Origin of the sequence: Staphylococcus sp. SM3655 (assembly GCF_016917315.1) — a bacterium.
In the GTDB taxonomy this organism is placed as follows: Bacteria; Bacillota; Bacilli; order Staphylococcales; family Staphylococcaceae; genus Staphylococcus; species Staphylococcus aureus.
Window position 1 is genome coordinate 1,243,254 of sequence record NZ_CP070305.1, and the last position, 19,002, is coordinate 1,262,255.

General features: G+C 32.7%; 18 protein-coding genes and 1 pseudogene. 13 read left to right on the plus strand and 6 right to left on the minus strand.

The features are described 5' to 3' along the window. Positions 1-138: 138 nt before the first annotated feature. The gene (locus tag JQN76_RS06055; RefSeq protein WP_000600967.1) at positions 139-903 is read left to right on the plus strand and encodes a VOC family protein; all 765 of its coding nucleotides are present in this window, start codon (positions 139-141) and stop codon (positions 901-903) included. Here JQN76_RS06055 and JQN76_RS06060 read toward each other — a convergent pair. After that, the gene (locus JQN76_RS06060) at positions 895-1,146 is read right to left on the minus strand and encodes a hypothetical protein (RefSeq protein ID WP_001566779.1); all 252 of its coding nucleotides are present in this window, start codon (positions 1,144-1,146) and stop codon (positions 895-897) included. The two genes, JQN76_RS06055 and JQN76_RS06060, sit on opposite strands and share 9 nt — an antisense overlap. Positions 1,147-1,534: 388 nt before the next feature. Between JQN76_RS06060 and femX the strand changes: the two genes are divergently transcribed. The 3 genes and pseudogenes from femX to JQN76_RS06075 all read left to right on the plus strand — a co-directional run bounded on the left by femX (position 1,535) and on the right by JQN76_RS06075 (position 8,084). Beyond that, on the plus strand, positions 1,535-2,800 hold the full coding sequence (femX, locus tag JQN76_RS06065; protein ID WP_000413866.1) for a lipid II:glycine glycyltransferase: 1,266 nt from the start codon (positions 1,535-1,537) through the stop codon (positions 2,798-2,800). Positions 2,801-2,916: 116 nt separating this feature from the next. Beyond that, positions 2,917-6,084: an efflux RND transporter permease subunit gene (locus tag JQN76_RS06070; RefSeq protein WP_000592314.1), complete on the plus strand. Its 3,168-nt coding sequence runs from the start codon at positions 2,917-2,919 to the stop codon at positions 6,082-6,084. A 393-nt stretch (positions 6,085-6,477) separates the two neighbouring features. Then, positions 6,478-8,084, plus strand: a pseudogene (locus JQN76_RS06075) (IS1182 family transposase). A gap of 161 nt (positions 8,085-8,245) precedes the next feature. Here JQN76_RS06075 and mspA read toward each other — a convergent pair. Next, entirely contained in the window at positions 8,246-8,563 is a 318-nt protein-coding gene (mspA, locus tag JQN76_RS06080; RefSeq protein ID WP_001161085.1) for a membrane stabilizing protein MspA, read from the minus strand. A 244-nt stretch (positions 8,564-8,807) separates the two neighbouring features. Beyond that, entirely contained in the window at positions 8,808-8,972 is a 165-nt protein-coding gene (locus tag JQN76_RS06085; RefSeq protein ID WP_000051206.1) for an SE1832 family protein, read from the minus strand. Positions 8,973-9,104: 132 nt separating this feature from the next. On the opposite strand from JQN76_RS06085, the gene JQN76_RS06090 reads away from it, so the two are divergent. Together JQN76_RS06090 and JQN76_RS06095 are read left to right on the plus strand one after the other, a co-directional pair. Next, positions 9,105-10,013: an AEC family transporter gene (locus JQN76_RS06090; protein WP_001836988.1), complete on the plus strand. Its 909-nt coding sequence runs from the start codon at positions 9,105-9,107 to the stop codon at positions 10,011-10,013. 170 nt (positions 10,014-10,183) lie between these two features. Continuing rightward, complete coding sequence (locus JQN76_RS06095) at positions 10,184-10,315, plus strand: hypothetical protein (protein ID WP_001789121.1); 132 nt, start codon at positions 10,184-10,186, stop codon at positions 10,313-10,315. A gap of 116 nt (positions 10,316-10,431) precedes the next feature. Here JQN76_RS06095 and JQN76_RS06100 read toward each other — a convergent pair whose 3' ends face one another. Both JQN76_RS06100 and JQN76_RS06105 read right to left on the minus strand, forming a co-directional pair. Beyond that, on the minus strand, positions 10,432-11,295 hold the full coding sequence (locus tag JQN76_RS06100; protein WP_001159898.1) for a GRP family sugar transporter: 864 nt from the start codon (positions 11,293-11,295) through the stop codon (positions 10,432-10,434). A 180-nt stretch (positions 11,296-11,475) separates the two neighbouring features. Further along, positions 11,476-12,363 (minus strand): GNAT family N-acetyltransferase, encoded by an 888-nt coding sequence (locus JQN76_RS06105; RefSeq protein WP_000029536.1) that lies wholly within the window; start codon positions 12,361-12,363, stop codon positions 11,476-11,478. A 65-nt stretch (positions 12,364-12,428) separates the two neighbouring features. Between JQN76_RS06105 and JQN76_RS06110 the strand changes: the two genes are divergently transcribed. The 3 genes from JQN76_RS06110 to stgP all read left to right on the plus strand — a co-directional run bounded on the left by JQN76_RS06110 (position 12,429) and on the right by stgP (position 16,132). Further along, on the plus strand, positions 12,429-12,524 hold the full coding sequence (locus tag JQN76_RS06110; RefSeq protein WP_001790553.1) for a hypothetical protein: 96 nt from the start codon (positions 12,429-12,431) through the stop codon (positions 12,522-12,524). A 25-nt stretch (positions 12,525-12,549) separates the two neighbouring features. Further along, the gene (locus tag JQN76_RS06115; protein ID WP_000838479.1) at positions 12,550-14,685 is read left to right on the plus strand and encodes a DNA topoisomerase III; all 2,136 of its coding nucleotides are present in this window, start codon (positions 12,550-12,552) and stop codon (positions 14,683-14,685) included. A 112-nt stretch (positions 14,686-14,797) separates the two neighbouring features. After that, on the plus strand, positions 14,798-16,132 hold the full coding sequence (gene stgP, locus JQN76_RS06120; protein ID WP_000800700.1) for a 6-thioguanine permease StgP: 1,335 nt from the start codon (positions 14,798-14,800) through the stop codon (positions 16,130-16,132). 190 nt (positions 16,133-16,322) lie between these two features. Here stgP and JQN76_RS06125 read toward each other — a convergent pair whose 3' ends face one another. Further along, positions 16,323-16,712 carry a hypothetical protein gene (locus JQN76_RS06125; protein WP_000788443.1) on the minus strand — a complete coding sequence of 130 codons (390 nt, stop codon included), beginning with the start codon at positions 16,710-16,712 and terminating at the stop codon, positions 16,323-16,325. A gap of 356 nt (positions 16,713-17,068) precedes the next feature. Between JQN76_RS06125 and rpsJ the strand changes: the two genes are divergently transcribed. The 4 genes from rpsJ to rplW are packed head-to-tail and all read left to right on the plus strand — an operon-like array spanning position 17,069 to position 18,992. Next, positions 17,069-17,377, plus strand: a complete 309-nt coding sequence (gene rpsJ, locus JQN76_RS06130) for a 30S ribosomal protein S10 (RefSeq protein WP_001118667.1) — start codon at positions 17,069-17,071, stop codon at positions 17,375-17,377. A 27-nt stretch (positions 17,378-17,404) separates the two neighbouring features. Further along, a complete protein-coding gene (gene rplC / locus JQN76_RS06135) occupies positions 17,405-18,067 on the plus strand; it encodes a 50S ribosomal protein L3 (RefSeq protein ID WP_000160212.1) in 663 nt (220 codons plus the stop codon). A 26-nt stretch (positions 18,068-18,093) separates the two neighbouring features. Next, a complete protein-coding gene (rplD, locus tag JQN76_RS06140; protein ID WP_000024827.1) occupies positions 18,094-18,717 on the plus strand; it encodes a 50S ribosomal protein L4 in 624 nt (207 codons plus the stop codon). Beyond that, positions 18,717-18,992: a 50S ribosomal protein L23 gene (gene rplW / locus JQN76_RS06145; RefSeq protein WP_000388082.1), complete on the plus strand. Its 276-nt coding sequence runs from the start codon at positions 18,717-18,719 to the stop codon at positions 18,990-18,992. Before rplD ends, rplW begins: the two co-directional genes overlap by 1 nt. The last annotated feature ends 10 nt before the right edge of the window (positions 18,993-19,002 follow it).

A 19,002-nucleotide genomic window follows, 5' to 3' on the forward strand; every position in this document is an offset into this window, starting at 1 on the left:
AGTTAGCTTAGCTAACCTTTTTACAACAATAGTAATTATAAAACGGGAGCAATTAGAAATCAATATATAATTATTAAGAGCAAAAATAATTATACTTTGTTAAAATAAGCGTAATTACATGTAAATAGGGGGATACTAATGATATTGAAATTTGATCACATCATTCATTATATAGATCAGTTAGATCGGTTTAGTTTTCCAGGAGATGTTATAAAATTACATTCAGGTGGGTATCATCATAAATATGGAACATTCAATAAATTAGGTTATATCAATGAAAATTATATTGAGCTACTGGATGTAGAAAATAATGAAAAGTTGAAAAAGATGGCAAAAACGATAGAAGGTGGAGTCGCTTTTGCTACTCAAATTGTTCAAGAGAAGTATGAGCAAGGCTTTAAAAATATTTGTTTGCGTACAAATGATATAGAGGCAGTTAAAAATAAACTACAAAGTGAGCAGGTTGAAGTAGTAGGGCCGATTCAAATGGAAAGAGATACACATAAAGATGGTAAGGTAAAGTGGCAATTGCTTTATATAATGAATCAGGATGATGATGAAATTAAGCCACCATTTTTTATTCAATGGGAAGAAAGTGATTCCATGCGTACTAAAAAATTGCAAAAATATTTTCAAAAACAATTTTCAATTGAAACTGTTATTGTCAAAAGTAAAAACCGATCACAAACAGTATCGAATTGGTTGAAATGGTTTGATATGGACATTGTAGAAGAGAATGACCATTACACAGATTTGATTTTAAAAAATGATGATATTTATTTTAGAATTGAAGATGGTAAAGTTTCAAAATATCATTCGGTTATCATAAAAGACGCACAAGCAACTTCACCATATTCAATTTTTATCAGAGGTGCTATTTATCGCTTTGAACCATTAGTATAAATATACGTAAGTACTATGAGCGAGAATGCCCATATGAATAATGGCAAGCACAATGGAAAGAATCGTTAATATATTATTTAATCGTGATGACTTAATTAAAATGAAAAAGATTGATAATATAAATGTGAAAAAGATAAGTATAACCCGTAAACTAAAGTAATTCACGGTGAGAGGTTGACTCAATGTCATAATGATTGCAACGATGTTCATAATTATAAATAGACTTAAAATAATTGTTCTCATATCAAACACCTCATTATTAGATTATTGACATTATAACAGGGGTAATTGTATATGAACATTAATGTGGTTGCTTGAGGAGAAATTTATTTATTGAAGTCAAATTGGTTCATGTTAGAAATGAATATCGTGTTAGATGATGAAAGTATTTTGAAGTATAGGTAACTAGTTGAAAAGTATTAATTGTACGATAACATTAAATTTAACACGAAACATAGATATAAAATGATTCACAATTAAAATGGGTAAATTTGAACTTGCTAAACTATTAATTGGAGCATGGACATTTCAAAAATAAGAGTTCAAATCTTACACAAGCTCTGAATCGACACTATAAGATACAAACTGTATAATTAAAGGTATTGTTAAATAGAAGGAGATATCATAAATCATGGAAAAGATGCATATCACTAATCAGGAACATGACGCATTTGTTAAATCTCACCCAAATGGAGATTTATTACAATTAACGAAATGGGCAGAAACAAAGAAATTAACTGGATGGTACGCGCGAAGAATCGCTGTAGGTCGTGACGGTGAAGTTCAGGGTGTTGCGCAATTACTTTTTAAAAAAGTACCTAAATTACCGTATACGCTATGTTATATTTCACGTGGTTTTGTTGTTGATTATAGTAATAAAGAAGCGTTAAATGCATTGTTAGACAGTGCAAAAGAAATTGCTAAAGCTGAGAAAGCGTATGCAATTAAAATCGATCCTGATGTTGAAGTTGATAAAGGTACAGATGCTTTGCAAAATTTGAAAGCGCTTGGTTTTAAACATAAAGGATTTAAAGAAGGTTTATCAAAAGACTACATCCAACCACGTATGACTATGATTACACCAATTGATAAAAATGATGATGAGTTATTAAATAGTTTTGAACGCCGAAATCGTTCAAAAGTGCGCTTGGCTTTAAAGCGAGGTACGACAGTGGAACGATCTGATAGAGAAGGTTTAAAAACATTTGCTGAATTAATGAAAATCACTGGGGAACGCGATGGCTTCTTAACGCGTGATATTAGTTACTTTGAAAATATTTATGATGCGTTGCATGAAGATGGAGATGCTGAACTATTTTTAGTAAAGTTGGATCCAAAAGAAAATATAGCGAAAGTAAATCAAGAATTGAATGAACTTCATGCCGAAATTACTAAATGGCAGCAGAAGATGGAAACATCTGAAAAGCAAGCTAAAAAAGCGCAAAATATGATTAATGATGCGCAAAATAAAATTGCTAAAAATGAAGATTTAAAACGAGACCTAGAAGCTTTAGAAAAGGAACATCCTGAAGGTATTTATCTTTCTGGTGCACTATTAATGTTTGCTGGCTCAAAATCATATTACTTATATGGTGCGTCTTCTAATGAATTTAGAGATTTTTTACCAAATCATCATATGCAGTATACGATGATGAAGTATGCACGTGAACATGGTGCAACAACTTACGATTTCGGTGGTACAGATAATGATCCAGATAAAGACTCAGAACATTATGGCTTATGGGCATTTAAAAAAGTGTGGGGAACATACTTAAGTGAAAAGATTGGTGAATTTGATTATGTATTGAATCAGCCATTGTACCAATTAATTGAGCAAGTTAAACCGCGTTTAACAAAAGCTAAAATTAAAATATCTCGTAAATTAAAACGAAAATAGATTAACGACTGAAATCTGAACGCTCATAAGACTGTCATTTGCGTTCAGATTTTTTTACACAATATAGAATGGTTGAGTAAAATATTTTTGAATATAGTGAAAGAGGGGGAAGTACTGTGATAAAAAAACTATTACAATTTTCTTTGGGGAATAAGTTTGCTATCTTTTTAATGGTTGTTTTAGTTGTCTTGGGCGGTGTATACGCGAGTGCTAAATTGAAATTAGAATTACTACCAAATGTACAAAATCCAGTTATTTCAGTTACAACAACAATGCCGGGTGCAACGCCACAAAGTACCCAAGATGAAATAAGTAGTAAAATTGACAATCAAGTAAGATCGTTGGCATATGTGAAAAATGTTAAAACGCAATCCATACAAAATGCTTCAATTGTAACAGTTGAATATGAAAATAATACAGATATGGATAAAGCAGAAGAACAGCTTAAAAAAGAAATCGATAAAATTAAATTTAAAGATGAAGTTGGTCAACCAGAATTAAGACGTAATTCGATGGATGCTTTTCCGGTTTTAGCATATTCATTTTCAAATAAAGAGAATGACTTGAAAAAAGTAACGAAAGTACTGAATGAACAATTAATACCAAAATTACAAACGGTAGATGGTGTGCAAAATGCGCAATTAAATGGGCAGACGAACCGTGAAATCACCCTTAAATTTAAGCAAAATGAACTTGAAAAATATGGATTGACTGCTGATGATGTAGAAAACTATCTAAAAACGGCAACAAGAACAACACCACTTGGATTGTTCCAATTTGGTGATAAAGATAAATCAATTGTTGTTGATGGTCAATATCAATCTGTTGATGCTTTTAAAAACATAAATATTCCATTAACGTTGGCAGGAGGACAAGGGCAATCTCAATCCCAAAGTGACAATAAACAAAATTCAGCCATGTCAGATGTTAATCAGGCATCACCGCAGCAAAATTCAAAAGCGTCAGCATCAAATAATATAAGTGGTATGCCGACAGCGAAACTAGGAGATTTAGCTGATATTACAGTTGGTGATGTGCGTACTTCTATTTCTAAAACGAATGGCAAGGATGCGGTTAATTTACAAATAACTAAAGCTCAAGATGCCAATACAGTTCAAGTAGCCAAAGATGTACAACGTAAAATTGATACATTCGTTGATGAAAATAAAGATTTTAATGTCACAAAAACAATGGATACTGCAAAGCCTGTTGAGAAATCACTTTATACGATGGTTGAAAAAGCATCATTAGGTACAATCGTGGCAATTATAGTTATTTTGCTGTTTTTAAGAAACATTCGTACGACGGCAATTTCTATTATATCGATTCCGTTATCACTTCTTATGGCGCTTATTGCTCTGAAATTGAGTGATGTTTCATTGAATATACTAACGTTAGGTGCATTAACAGTAGCGATTGGACGTGTGATAGACGATTCGATTGTAGTTGTTGAAAATATTTATCGACGCTTAACAGATTCAGAAGAACAACTAAAAGGTGAAAATTTAATTATCAGTGCGACAACTGAAGTATTTAAACCAATAATGTCATCGACACTAGTTACTATTATCGTCTTCTTACCACTTGTGTTTGTATCAGGTTCAGTAGGCGAAATGTTTAGACCTTTTGCATTGGCTATTGCATTTAGTTTATTAGCATCGTTATTAGTGTCAATTACACTCGTTCCAGCGTTGGCAGCTACACTATTTAAAAAAGGCGTTAAACGTCGTAATAAACAACATCAAGAAGGATTAGGTGTTGTTAGTACAACTTATAAAAAAGTATTACATTGGTCATTAAATCATAAGTGGATTGTAATTATATTAAGTACATTAATTTTGGTTGCAACTATTGTATTTGGAGGACCGAGACTAGGCACTAGCTTTATTTCAGCAGGTGACGATAAATTTTTAGCTATTACTTATACACCGAAGCCTGGTGAAACGGAGCAAGCAGTGTTGAATCATGCGAAAGATGTTGAAAAATATTTAAAACAGAAAAAGCATGTAAAAACAATTCAATACTCAGTTGGCGGTAGTAGTCCAGTAGATCCAACGGGTAGTACAAATAGTATGGCAATCATGGTTGAATATGATAATGACACGCCTAATTTTGATGTAGAAGCGGATAAGGTTATTAAACATGCAGATGGCTTTAAACATCCTGGAGAGTGGAAAAATCAAGATTTAGGAACAGGTGCAGGTAATAAATCTGTAGAGGTTACTGTAAAAGGTCCATCAATGGATGCCATAAAATCAACTGTAAAAGATATTGAACAGAAAATGAAACAGGTTAAAGGACTAGCCAATGTCAAATCTGATTTATCGCAAACATATGATCAGTATGAAATTAAAGTCGATCAAAATAAAGCGGCAGAAAATGGTATTTCTGCAAGTCAACTTGCAATGCACTTGAATGAAAACTTACCAGAAAAAACAGTTACGACTGTTAAAGAAAATGGTAAAACTGTTGATGTTAAAGTCAAACAAAATAAGCAAACAGACTGGTCAGAAGATAAGTTGAATAATATAACTTTGAAAAAGCCGACTGGTGGTACGATTAAATTGGGAGATATCGCTACGTTAGTTAAAACAACGACACCAAGTAAATTGACGCAAGAACAAGGAGATTATGCAACGACGGTATCTGCTAAAGTAACAAATAAAGATGTGGGTGGCACAACACGACAAGTGATGTCTAAAATAAATAATTTGGACAAACCGAATAATGTAAAGGTTAATATCGGTGGTGCATCAGATGATATTAACAATGCAATGACACAATTAGCCTTTGCAATGTTAGCTGCAATCATTATCGTATATTTAATCCTAGTTATTACATTTAAAGGTGGCCTAGCACCATTTACAATTTTATTCTCTTTACCATTTACAGTTATCGGTGTAATTATTGCACTATTAATCACAGGAGAAACAATATCAGTACCAAGTTTAATTGGTATGCTAATGTTAATTGGAATCGTAGTAACAAATGCCATTGTGTTAATAGACCGTGTTATTAATAATGAGCAACAGGGCATGGAGATGAAAGAAGCATTAATCGAAGCAGGCGGTACTAGAATTAGACCGATATTAATGACGGCGATTGCAACAATTGGTGCATTAGTTCCTTTGTTATTTGGTCAAGATAGCTCGATTCTTATTTCGAAAGGATTAGCTGCTACAGTTATTGGTGGTTTAATTTCATCAACTTTATTAACACTTGTAGTTGTACCAGTAATATATGAAATTCTCTTTACTTTGAAAAAACGATTCACTAAACGATAGATAATATAAAAGCCATAAAAGGCTGGGACATAAATCCCTAAAAAACAGCAGTAAGATAATTTTCAATTAGAAAATATCTTACTGCTGTTCTCTATTTATACAATACTTCGTATTGAATGGCTTCGCTTTCCTAGGGTGCCGTCTCAGCCTCGGTCTTCGACTGGCACTGCTCCCTCAGGAGTCTCGCCATTAATACTACGTATTAACATGTAATTTTACTTTTAAATACTTAAAAAAATAAGAGACTTTGCCCAACTTGCACATAAATGTAAAATTCAATAAAATGAATTTTCTGTGTTGGGTCCCTTCGTATAATTTAATAAATACCAATAAACTAAATTAACGAGGTGCCTTAAGTATAAAAATTATAACATGACCTAACTTACACTACCAATAGAAACTTCTGTTAGAATCCCTCAAAATGATATTTCGCGATATGTTAATGAAATTGTTGAAACGATACCTGATTGCGAATTCGATGAATTCAGACATCATCGTGGCGCAACATCCTATCATCCAAAAATGATGTTAAAAATCATCTTATATGCATATACTCAATCTGTATTTTCTGGTCGTAGAATAGAGAAATTACTTCATGACAGTATTCGAATGATGTGGTTAGCTCAAAATCAAACACCTTCTTATAAAACTATTAATCGTTTTAGAGTAAATCCTAATACTGATGCATTAATTGAATCTTTATTTATCCAGTTTCATAGACAATGTTTAAAGCAAAATCTTATTGATGATAATTCAATTTTTATTGATGGTACAAAAGTAGAAGCTAATGCCAATAGGTATACATTTGTGTGGAAGAAAAGTATTCAAAATCACGAATCGAAATTGAACGAAAATTCAAAAGCATTATATCGTGACTTAGTTGAAGAAAAAATAATACCAGAGATAAAAGAAGATGGAGATAGCGATTTAACAATAGAAGAAATAGATTTAATTGGTAGTCATTTAGATAAAGAAATCGAAGATTTAAATCATTCTATTGAGAACGAAGATTGTGCTCAAATTAGAAAACAGACTCGTAAGAAAAGAACTGAGATTAAGAAGTTCAAAAAGAAATTTGATGATTATTCTGAAAGAAAAAGTAAATATGAAGAACAAAAATCGATTCTTAAAGATAGAAATAGCTTTTCAAAAACTGATCATGATGCAACTTTTATGAGAATGAAGGAAGACCATATGAAAAATGGCAACTTAAGCCAGGATACAATTTACAAATAGCGACAAATTCTCAATTTGTTTTATCCTATGACCTATTTCAAAACCCAACAGATACTAGAACTTTAATTCCATTTTTAACAATGATTCAAAATACCTTCGGTTATTTACCGGAGTATATTGTAGCTGATGCATGTTATGATAGTGAGCAAAACTATATGGCTATTATAGATGATTTTAATAAAACGCCACTTATTACGTATGTCATGTTTATTAAAGATAAAACTAGAAAGTTTAAAAGTGACATTTTTAACACTCAAAATTGGAAATATGACGAACTTAATGATGAATTTATATGTCCTAATAACAAAAGAATAGGTTTTAAAAGATATGCATACCGTAATGATAGATATGGTTTTAAACGAGACTTCAAACTATATGAATGTGATGACTGTTCATCATGTTCTTTGAGACATCAATGCATGAAACCAAATTCGAAATCCAATAAGAAAATCATGAAGAATTATAATTGGGAATACTTTAAAGTCCAAATTAATCAAAAGCTTTCTGAATCAGAAACGAAAAAAATCTATAGGCAAAGAAAAATTGATGTAGAGCCTGTTTTTGGATTTATGAAGGCTATTTTGGGTTTCACTCGAATGTCAGTTCGAGGAATAAATAAAGTTAAACGAGAGCTAGGTTTTGTATTAATGGCACTTAATATAAGGAAAATAGCAGCTCAACGAGCTGTACATTATAAAATACATATCAAAAAAGCTGATTTCTATCAAATAATTAATAGAAATCAGCTTTTTTACATTGCCTAAGAACTTAATGTCCCAAGCTTTTATGGCTTTTTAAAATTTGAAATTTTAGATCTTATTTCACGTGCGATTTAATCGATGTGTTAATAAAACAATGCTGGCATTCAACATGTACGATAATAAAATAAGGTTGCAATTATGTTATTGCATGTTTTGTTTATTACTTAGAATAATACGATGGTTAGGATGAAATATATGACAAAGATAAATAATGACATTAAATTCAAGATGTTTACACCTTTTAGATCTTTTTTAAGCATTTTAAATCCTGTCACTTCGACATTGCCGACTAAGAGTAGTAAGACGATAAATACCCACCAATTCTCTTTTGGAAAACTCATCGTCGTTAATGCTAAGACGAATAATAACAACACACCCATAATAATTCTCAAAATGCGAGTAAATACAACTTCCATTTTAAAAATACTAATAAAACTAACAATTAGATAAAGTATTGCTAGTAAAATCAGATAAAATTGCATATGATAACTTCCTCTCCGTTTCAAAGGGTTCATGTAGTACAGCAGCGTAGAAAACATAAATAGCAGTGTTGGGATAGATATGCGTGTATGTTGTTAATGAAACACTAAATCATAACACGACAACATCTTGTGATTCTAGATGTAATTGAGCGAAAAATGAAGCAATTCATCAATATAACGTATTCAGAGCAATGCTAGTCAAATTTATGTAACAAAAAGCATTTATTGCTTGAATGATAGATTATTAATCTTGCATTTGAGCACGAACGTTTCTAATTTCATTTTCAATATCTTTAAGTTGACGAACAAGTGCGGAAGTATCTAAATTCAAAGATTCCCGTTTTTCTATGTCACCTTGAAGACGAACATAATCATATTTAAGTTCGGCTAGTTGGTTTTCTAAAGACATACTATAACACTCCTTTGAAATATAATTAAGTGCATTTAATGTAGATTATAGCATGAAACAGTAGACTTCTAAAATATCTGTGGAGTATGTTAAAGTTATAAATTATGAAGATTATTGAAAGAAGGGATAACAGTGACAGAACAATTTACTATGATTATTTTATTAATTGCGCTTGGTTACTTTTTGAAGCGCATTAATTTTATAAAAGCAACAGATAGTCAAGTCATTGCTACATTAGTTCTTAATGTCACACTCCCATCTTTAGTTATTGTGAATTTAAACAGTGCAGAATTAAAATTGTCATTCTCCATTTTACCAATTTTAACGATTATATATGGTATTGTGGCGAAAATGATTGCTGTCTGGTTTTTTAGAAAATATGATAATCACATGCGTGGATCAGTAGGTATGATGACTGGTGCTATGAATATTGGATTGTTTGCATATCCACTAATTGAAGTGATATGGCCTAAAACGGGACTTATTTATTTTGTTATGGCTGATATAGGTGGTGCCTTTGTGATGTTTGGAATTACTTACTTTGTAGGTAGCTACTTTAGTGAAGGTAGTGATCAATTCGATTTTAAATATTTAGGTAAGAAATTATTACAATCAGTGCCACTCGTTACATACATTGTAATGTTTATATTGAATATAAGTCACATCCATTTACCACATGTGGCAATCGATTTCTTTAGCATACTTTCCCATGCAAATATGCCGTTATCAATGATTTTGCTAGGTGTCATGTTGAATTTTACTCTGGAAAGAAAGTATATACCTGCTACTATTAAATATTTATGTTTGCATTATGGATTAGCATTAGTTGCGGGATTGTTAGTATATGTGTTGTTACCAGTATCAGATGATATGATTAAGACGACATTGTTGGTCACTTGGATGTTCCCGGTAGGTGTTGCAATTATTTCTTATGGTATTCAGTTTAAATATCGAACACTGCCATTTATAGGTATGACGACCAATTTGACAATCATTATTAGTATCATTATTTTGTACGTGTATCAGGCAGTGTTTGTCTAGTTTACACATTTGAAAATAAAATCCATTTTAGTATTCGTAGAAAATGAGAGCCCCCTTTACCACAATATGTAAATGTATATTGTGAAAAGGGGGCTTTTATTTATGACATAGTTGTTCAACTCATACATTCAAGTTGATAATGCAGTGCGTTATGCAGCTATCCACTTCATATGTATGGCGCATACTTGATATATGAATATCATCAAGATTTTAAAAGTATCGCTAATTTTAAAGTCTTAAAACGCATGATTAATGTCATGATGTGTTATTGCGTTTTGTTTTTAGAGCCACGTATTTCCTAGGACATATAGAGGAACATTCAACGTAAAATTCCCGAAAATTAATTTTAATCATTCTATAAGTGAATGGTTATTTTCAGAAGTGATTACATTTTTACGTTACATGAGTATTTAACTTTCTATTTCAAATTACCTAGAATTATAGCAGCTATCACGATAATAATAATACCTGCCCAAATACCCGTCATCTGACGACGATCTTTTCTTTCTCCTAAAATGAAAATACCGCCTAAGGTTGAAACGATAACAAGTAACTGTGATAATGAGAAACTTGTAGCTACACCAACTTTTGGTTGAGAATAGAACATGAACAAGTTACCAATTCCCCAAATCACACCTGGCAATAGATTAAGTGCTGTTGATTTAAGTGATGTTTTATGATTCATGGATAGGATAAAGCCACCAATTGCCATACCGACAGATTGGAAGAACAATGCATCAGTTCCACCAACACCAAAGATGTCACCAAGTACAACGAAACCTACATATCCAACTGTAGATACAATTAAAATACCCATTGCTTTTTTAAATTCAGGATTATCTGATTGACGTTCATTTTTAGCTTTAAGTGAAGTAAGTGCTACACCAGTAACTAATAATATCATGGCGATTAAACCAAAGATAATTTGAGTCATTGAAGACCATTCACCTAAAAAGATAACGCTGAATAATGTTGTACCAACTAATTGCATACCTGTAGAAACTGGCATAGTATTTGATACACCGATTAAACTAATAGATTTAAGCTGATTCGCTTGTCCAAACGCCCATAATGCACCAGAAATAAGACCGACAATAATTACAGTAGGATTATTGAATTTTGCGAAACCAGTAATAAGTAAACCTAATCCAACAATGAGTGCGCCTAGCGTCGTACCACGAATTTGGTTGTAAGGTCCACCGCCGACGAACACATTAATAAGAACGACACTTCCCCAGAATAAAGCAGGTAAAAGTGCGATTAAGAAATCAAGAAATTGCAAGACTACTCACTCTCCTATACTATTTATGCAAGTGCTCCCCTTAATTGACACTTGCATGTTATTGTAAAGCATTCTGCCCTAATAGTAAAAAACAACTACTTATAATTTTCAATATTTACAAAAAGTAGAAAAACCCACAATACATGCTAATGATGTACTGTAGGGTATTTGCTTGGTGTTTTATTCAGGGATTGTTTGATCTTTTACGTTACGTGATTCGAATTTGAATTTAATGTACTCATAGTTGATATGGAAACCTAGACCATTAAATCGTTCGATGAGTTTATTATTTTTATTACGAATTTTAAAATAAACTTTTCTAATATCAAAATTATCAAAAGCATATTGCAATGCATACGCAAGCAACTCGAAAGCGATACCTTTCAAACGGTAATCTACATGAGAACTGAAGTATTTAATCTCGGCGATTGACTGTTGTGAATCAATTTCAAGGTATAAATAACCTTTAAGTAAACCTTCGCTAACAAATAAAAACAAATGATGATGGTCGTCTAAACTATCAATGATATCTTGTGGTGACTGTGCCTGATATTTAAATGTAGTTGTGTGTAATTTGCTGAAAGCACGATAAAACCCTTTGTGATAAGGAATGATATTTGGTTGGTGCATATCTTCTTCTAATCTTGTACGGGCTTCTATGTAATAGTCAGTGAAGTTATAACTTGCTTGAATAACTTTCATTAATGGTTTGTATTGTTGAATGCCTTCTTCAAAAGAAAAGTTAAAGACGGCATCGTCAGGTTGGTTCGAAGTCATTGCTTTAAATAGCGTTTCAAACGTATCGACAGATAATACATAATTGTCAGCCACGAAAGGGCCTATGACTTTGAATTTATTTTTATCGTATGCAAAAGACAATATGATTGCTTTGATTGAATCGTTTTCTTTAATCGAAAATACACCAGGTGATTCAATCGCATCGGTTATTAATACATCTATTTCATTGTACTGTTGAGGAAGTTTATATAAGTATGATGCTGATTCATAATTCGAATGTTCAATGAACGATTTTATTTGTGTAATATCATATAACTGAACTATGCTCATGTCATTACCTCCGTACTTTTTGTTACTTTTATTATATAGTATTTCAACTGAAATGAAAGTTAATAGTGATATTAACATGTTACAATACATTTAACACATCATTTGCAATCATTGAATTTAAATCAAAGATTAGTGGAATAGATGAAGCACGTTCGAAATAAAAGAACGTATGAGAAAGGATAATTTATGAAATCTTTAATATTAGCTGAAAAACCATCAGTCGCAAGAGATATTGCTGATGCTTTACAAATAAATCAGAAGCGTAATGGTTACTTTGAAAATAACCAATATATTGTCACGTGGGCGTTAGGTCATCTAGTGACAAATGCGACACCTGAACAATACGATAAAAATTTAAAGGAATGGCGATTAGAAGACCTTCCAATTATACCTAAATATATGAAAACTGTTGTTATTGGTAAAACAAGCAAACAATTTAAAACAGTAAAAGCGTTAATTTTAGATAATAAAGTGAAAGATATTATTATTGCAACAGATGCTGGACGAGAAGGTGAACTAGTTGCAAGATTGATTTTGGATAAAGTTGGTAACAAAAAGCCAATCCGTCGATTATGGATTAGCTCAGTTACTAAAAAAGCTATTCAACAAGGTTTTAAAAATTTAAAAGACGGTCGTCAATATAACGATTTGTATTATGCAGCGTTAGCGAGAAGTGAGGCAGATTGGATTGTTGGGATTAATGCAACGCGTGCACTAACAACAAAGTATGATGCACAGCTATCCCTGGGACGTGTTCAGACACCAACGATTCAATTAGTAAATACACGACAACAAGAGATTAATCAGTTCAAACCACAACAATACTTTACATTATCATTAACGGTAAAAGGGTTTGATTTTCAGCTAGAATCAAATCAGCGATATACCAATAAAGAAACTTTAGAACAGATGGTTAATAATTTGAAAAATGTCGATGGTAAGATTAAATCTGTTGCTACTAAACATAAGAAGTCGTATCCGCAATCACTGTACAATTTAACAGATTTACAACAAGATATGTATAGACGTTATAAAATTGGACCTAAAGAAACATTGAATACACTTCAAAGCTTATATGAGAGACATAAAGTCGTAACCTATCCAAGAACAGATTCAAACTATTTAACAACTGATATGGTAGATACTATGAAAGAACGTATTCAGGCGACGATGGCAACAACATATAAAGACCAAGCACGCCCATTAATGTCTAAAACATTTTCATCAAAAATGTCGATATTTAATAATCAAAAAGTATCTGATCACCATGCAATTATTCCTACAGAAGTGAGACCTGTCATGTCAGACTTAAGTAATAGAGAATTAAAGTTATACGATATGATTGTCGAGCGTTTTTTAGAAGCTTTAATGCCTCCGCACGAGTATGACGCGATAACTGTAACTTTAGAGGTTGCAGGGCACACATTTGTTTTGAAAGAGAATGTAACAACTGTTTTAGGTTTTAAATCTATTAGACAAGGTGAATCTATTACAGAGATGCAACAGCCTTTTTCAGAAGGCGATGAAGTGAAGATTTCAAAAACAAATATTAGAGAACATGAAACAACACCTCCAGAATATTTTAATGAAGGTTCGTTATTAAAAGCGATGGAGAACCCTCAGAACTTTATTCAATTGAAGGATAAAAAATATGCGCAAACTTTAAAACAAACAGGTGGTATCGGCACAGTTGCAACAAGGGCCGACATTATCGATAAATTATTTAATATGAATGCCATTGAATCAAGAGACGGTAAAATTAAAGTAACGTCAAAAGGTAAACAAATATTAGAATTAGCACCAGAAGAATTAACGTCGCCACTTTTAACTGCACAATGGGAAGAAAAATTACTTTTAATTGAACGTGGTAAATATCAGGCGAAAACATTCATTAATGAAATGAAAGATTTTACGAAAGATGTTGTAAATGGGATTAAAAATAGTGATCGTAAATATAAACACGATAATTTAACAACCACAGAATGCCCAACGTGTGGTAAATTCATGATTAAAGTTAAAACTAAAAATGGTCAGATGCTTGTGTGCCAAGATCCATCTTGTAAGACGAAAAAGAATGTACAGCGCAAAACAAATGCAAGATGTCCAAACTGTAAAAAGAAATTAACGTTGTTTGGTAAAGGGAAAGAAGCGGTATATCGTTGTGTTTGTGGACATTCTGAAACGCAAGCACATATGGATCAGCGTATGAAGTCTAAATCCTCTGGTAAAGTATCTCGTAAAGAAATGAAAAAGTATATGAATAAAAATGAAGGTTTAGACAATAATCCGTTTAAAGATGCATTAAAGAACTTGAATTTATAGATAAAATCGAACAAAGTTGAATCAGAAAAACGAAAAGTTCGCTTTTGGTATTGTTTTTTATTAAGAATGATATTAAACTATTAAGGTATTTTAAAAAAAGGAGCATCCATTCGTGAAAAACTATTTCCAGTTCGATAAATATGGAACAAACTTTAAAAGAGAAATCTTAGGCGGTATCACAACTTTCTTATCTATGGCCTATATTTTAGCAGTTAACCCGCAAGTTTTAAGTTTAGCAGGTGTTAAAGGCGTATCAGAAGATATGAAAATGGACCAAGGTGCCATTTTTGTAGCGACTGCATTAGCAGCATTTGTAGGCTCGCTATTCATGGGGCTAATAGCTAAATATCCAATTGCGTTAGCACCAGGTATGGGATTAAATGCATTCTTTGCATTTACTGTTGTGTTAACCATGGGTATTCCTTGGCAAGTTGGTTTAACAGGCGTTTTATTCTCAGGTATATTCTTTGCGATATTAACCGTCACAGGGTTTAGGGAAGTTATTATTAATGCAATTCCTTATCAAATGAAGATGGCTGTTTCAGCAGGTATAGGATTATTCATTACATTTGTAGGTTTACAAAGTTCGGGTATTATAGTTAAAAATGAATCTACATTAGTAACATTGGGACATTTAACTGATCCACCAGTACTTTTGGCGATATTCGGTATCGTTATTACAGTTATTTTATATGCAATTAAATTGCCGGGTTCTATCTTTATCGGTATGATCATCACAGCAATCGTTGGTATGTTCACTGGATTGATTCAAATGCCATCTGGTATTGTAGGTAAGATTCCAAGTATTGAACCAACGTTCGGTGCTGCATTTGAAGCGTTTAAAGACCCAAGTCAATTATTAACGATACAGTTCTTAATTGTTATTTTAACGTTCTTATTTATTGATTTCTTTGATACAGCTGGTACATTAGTAGCTGTTGCTACTCAAGCAGGTATTATGAAAGATAATAAATTACCAAGAGCTGGTAGAGCATTGTTCTCAGATTCTTTAGCTACGATTGTAGGATCAGTTTTTGGAACAACTACAACAACTTCTTATATCGAATCAACTTCAGGTGTTGCTGTAGGTGCTAGAACAGGATTTGCTAGTATCGTAACAGGTTGTTGTTTCCTATTAGCGCTGTTCTTTAGTCCGTTAATCGCTGTTGTAACAAGTGCAGTTACGACACCAGCTTTAGTGGTGGTAGGTGTATTAATGGCTGCAAACTTTGCTGAGATAAACTGGAAAAGTTTTGAAGTTGCAGTGCCAGCATTCATTACAATCATTATGATGCCTTTATCATACTCAATTGCAACTGGTATTGCGTGTGGATTTATTTTCTATCCAATTACAATGCTTATCTCTAAAAAACATAAAGAAGTACATCCGATAATGTATGTATTAATGGTACTATTCATTCTGTACTTCATATTTGTTCATGGTTAAATCCAGACACAAAAAACGACTGCCAATGATTGGTAGTCGTTTTTTCTTTGAAGTAAGGATAAAATAAGAAGCGAAATAACATAAAGCAATATTTTGAATGTCTTTAAATATCCGATATAAATATACTTCTTTTAAAATTGTTGGACGTGTTTCTTCTATATTATATACCTAATTAAAAAGGTTTTAAGAATTATTCTCTATGTCCATCTTTGTATTGTGTGTAAATGACACGAGCATTTTTATTAGGTATATAGGTTGGCGCTGATAATACAACTAGGACAAATAGAATCATTAGGAAAAATAAAATCCAATGAATCAAAATTCCTAAGAAGGGGATAATAGCTAAAAAACTACCTACTATACCAAATATTGGAATAATCGCTATAGGTCTAATCGCATTTTGTCTATTCACTAATAATATAATAGTAAGAATTAGATAAAGTAATGCATTAAAGAGTAAAGGCTGCCATCCAAAACTTAAAATAAACGTTGCACCTAAAAAAGGAATGCCATAGAAAAACTCACAAAGTATTAAAAAGATACCTATAAGTGCTAAAGATAATTTTGGTCCATTTTTCATATTCATTCACCACCGTTCTTATGACTAATTATATAGAATAATTTTCAATGATAATAATAAAATGATTCAAGGTACGAATTTACAATAAAGAAGGAAATAAAAAATATCTCGAAAATAGTTGAACTGACTAAGTATATAAAGTAAAATATAAAAGTATGTGTTAGACAGATAGAAAAATTATGTGAAAAGCCTTGATTTATCGATGTTTTTCGTGTAATATAACTAACGTTGGACTTTAAGAAAAGCGATGAAGCGAAAGGTTACTGACACACCCGGCCGCTTTGCCATGGCGCTGTGTAAGATAGTTTTCGTGGAGAAGTCTATCACTAAATGTAGACGAATAAGGAGGGAAAATTATGGCAAAACAAAAAATCAGAATCAGATTAAAAGCTTATGATCACCGCGTGATTGATCAATCAGCAGAGAAGATTGTAGAAACAGCGAAACGTTCTGGTGCAGATGTTTCTGGACCAATTCCGTTACCAACTGAGAAATCAGTTTACACAATCATCCGTGCCGTGCATAAGTATAAAGATTCACGTGAACAATTCGAACAACGTACACACAAACGTTTAATCGATATTGTAAACCCAACACCAAAAACAGTTGACGCTTTAATGGGCTTAAACTTACCATCTGGTGTAGACATCGAAATCAAATTATAATAGACAATTTTAGGAGGTGGACTTTCGATGACCAAAGGAATCTTAGGAAGAAAAATTGGGATGACACAAGTATTCGGAGAAAACGGTGAATTAATCCCTGTAACAGTAGTAGAAGCTAAAGAAAATGTTGTATTACAAAAGAAAACTGTAGAAGTTGATGGATACAACGCAATCCAAGTTGGATTTGAAGACAAAAAAGCATACAAAAAAGATGCAAAATCTAATAAATATGCTAATAAACCAGCTGAAGGTCACGCTAAAAAAGCTGACGCAGCACCTAAGCGCTTCATTCGTGAATTCCGCAATGTAGACGTGGATGCTTACGAAGTAGGTCAAGAAGTCTCAGTAGATACTTTTGTAGCTGGCGACGTTATTGACGTAACAGGCGTATCAAAAGGTAAAGGTTTCCAAGGTGCAATTAAACGCCACGGACAATCTCGTGGACCAATGTCACACGGTTCTCATTTCCACAGAGCACCAGGTTCTGTAGGTATGGCTTCAGATGCTTCTAGAGTATTTAAAGGCCAAAAAATGCCAGGACGTATGGGTGGAAACACTGTAACTGTTCAAAACTTAGAAGTAGTTCAAGTTGACACAGAAAACAAAGTTATCTTAGTAAAAGGTAACGTACCTGGACCTAAAAAAGGTTTAGTAGAAATCAGAACTTCAATTAAAAAAGGTAATAAATAATAAGAAGTGAAAGGAGGAAATGCATAATGGCTAATTATGATGTTTTAAAATTAGACGGAACTAAATCAGGTTCAATCGAATTAAGCGATGCAGTATTCGGTATTGAGCCAAATAATAGCGTTTTATTCGAAGCTATTAATTTACAACGTGCTTCATTACGTCAAGGTACGCATGCTGTTAAGAATCGTTCAGCAGTAAGCGGTGGCGGACGTAAACCATGGAAGCAAAAAGGAACAGGTCGTGCTCGTCAAGGTACAATCCGTGCTCCACAATGGCGTGGCGGTGGTATCGTATTCGGACCAACTCCAAGAAGTTATGCATACAAAATGCCTAAGAAAATGCGTCGTTTAGCTTTACGCTCAGCATTATCTTTCAAAGCTCAAGAGAATGGCTTAACTGTAGTTGACGCATTCAACTTCGAAGCTCCAAAAACTAAAGAATTCAAAAATGTATTATCTACATTAGAACAACCTAAAAAAGTATTAGTAGTTACTGAAAACGAAGATGTAAATGTTGAATTATCAGCACGCAACATCCCTGGCGTTCAAGTGACAACTGCTCAAGGTTTAAATGTTTTAGATATCACTAATGCTGACAGCTTAGTAATTACTGAAGCTGCTGCTAAAAAAGTTGAGGAGGTGCTCGGATAATGGAAGCAAGAGATATTCTTAAGCGCCCCGTAATCACTGAGAAATCTTCTGAAGCAATGGCTGAAGACAAATACACTTTCGACGTTGATACTCGTGTTAACAAAACACAAGTAAAAATGGCAGTTGAAGAAATCTTCAACGTAAAAGTTGCAAGTGTTAATATCATGAATTACAAACCTAAGAAAAAACGTATGGGCCGTTACCAAGGCTATACAAACAAAAGAAGAAAAGCGATTGTAACTCTTAAAGAAGGATCAATCGACTTATTTAACTAATAAAACAATT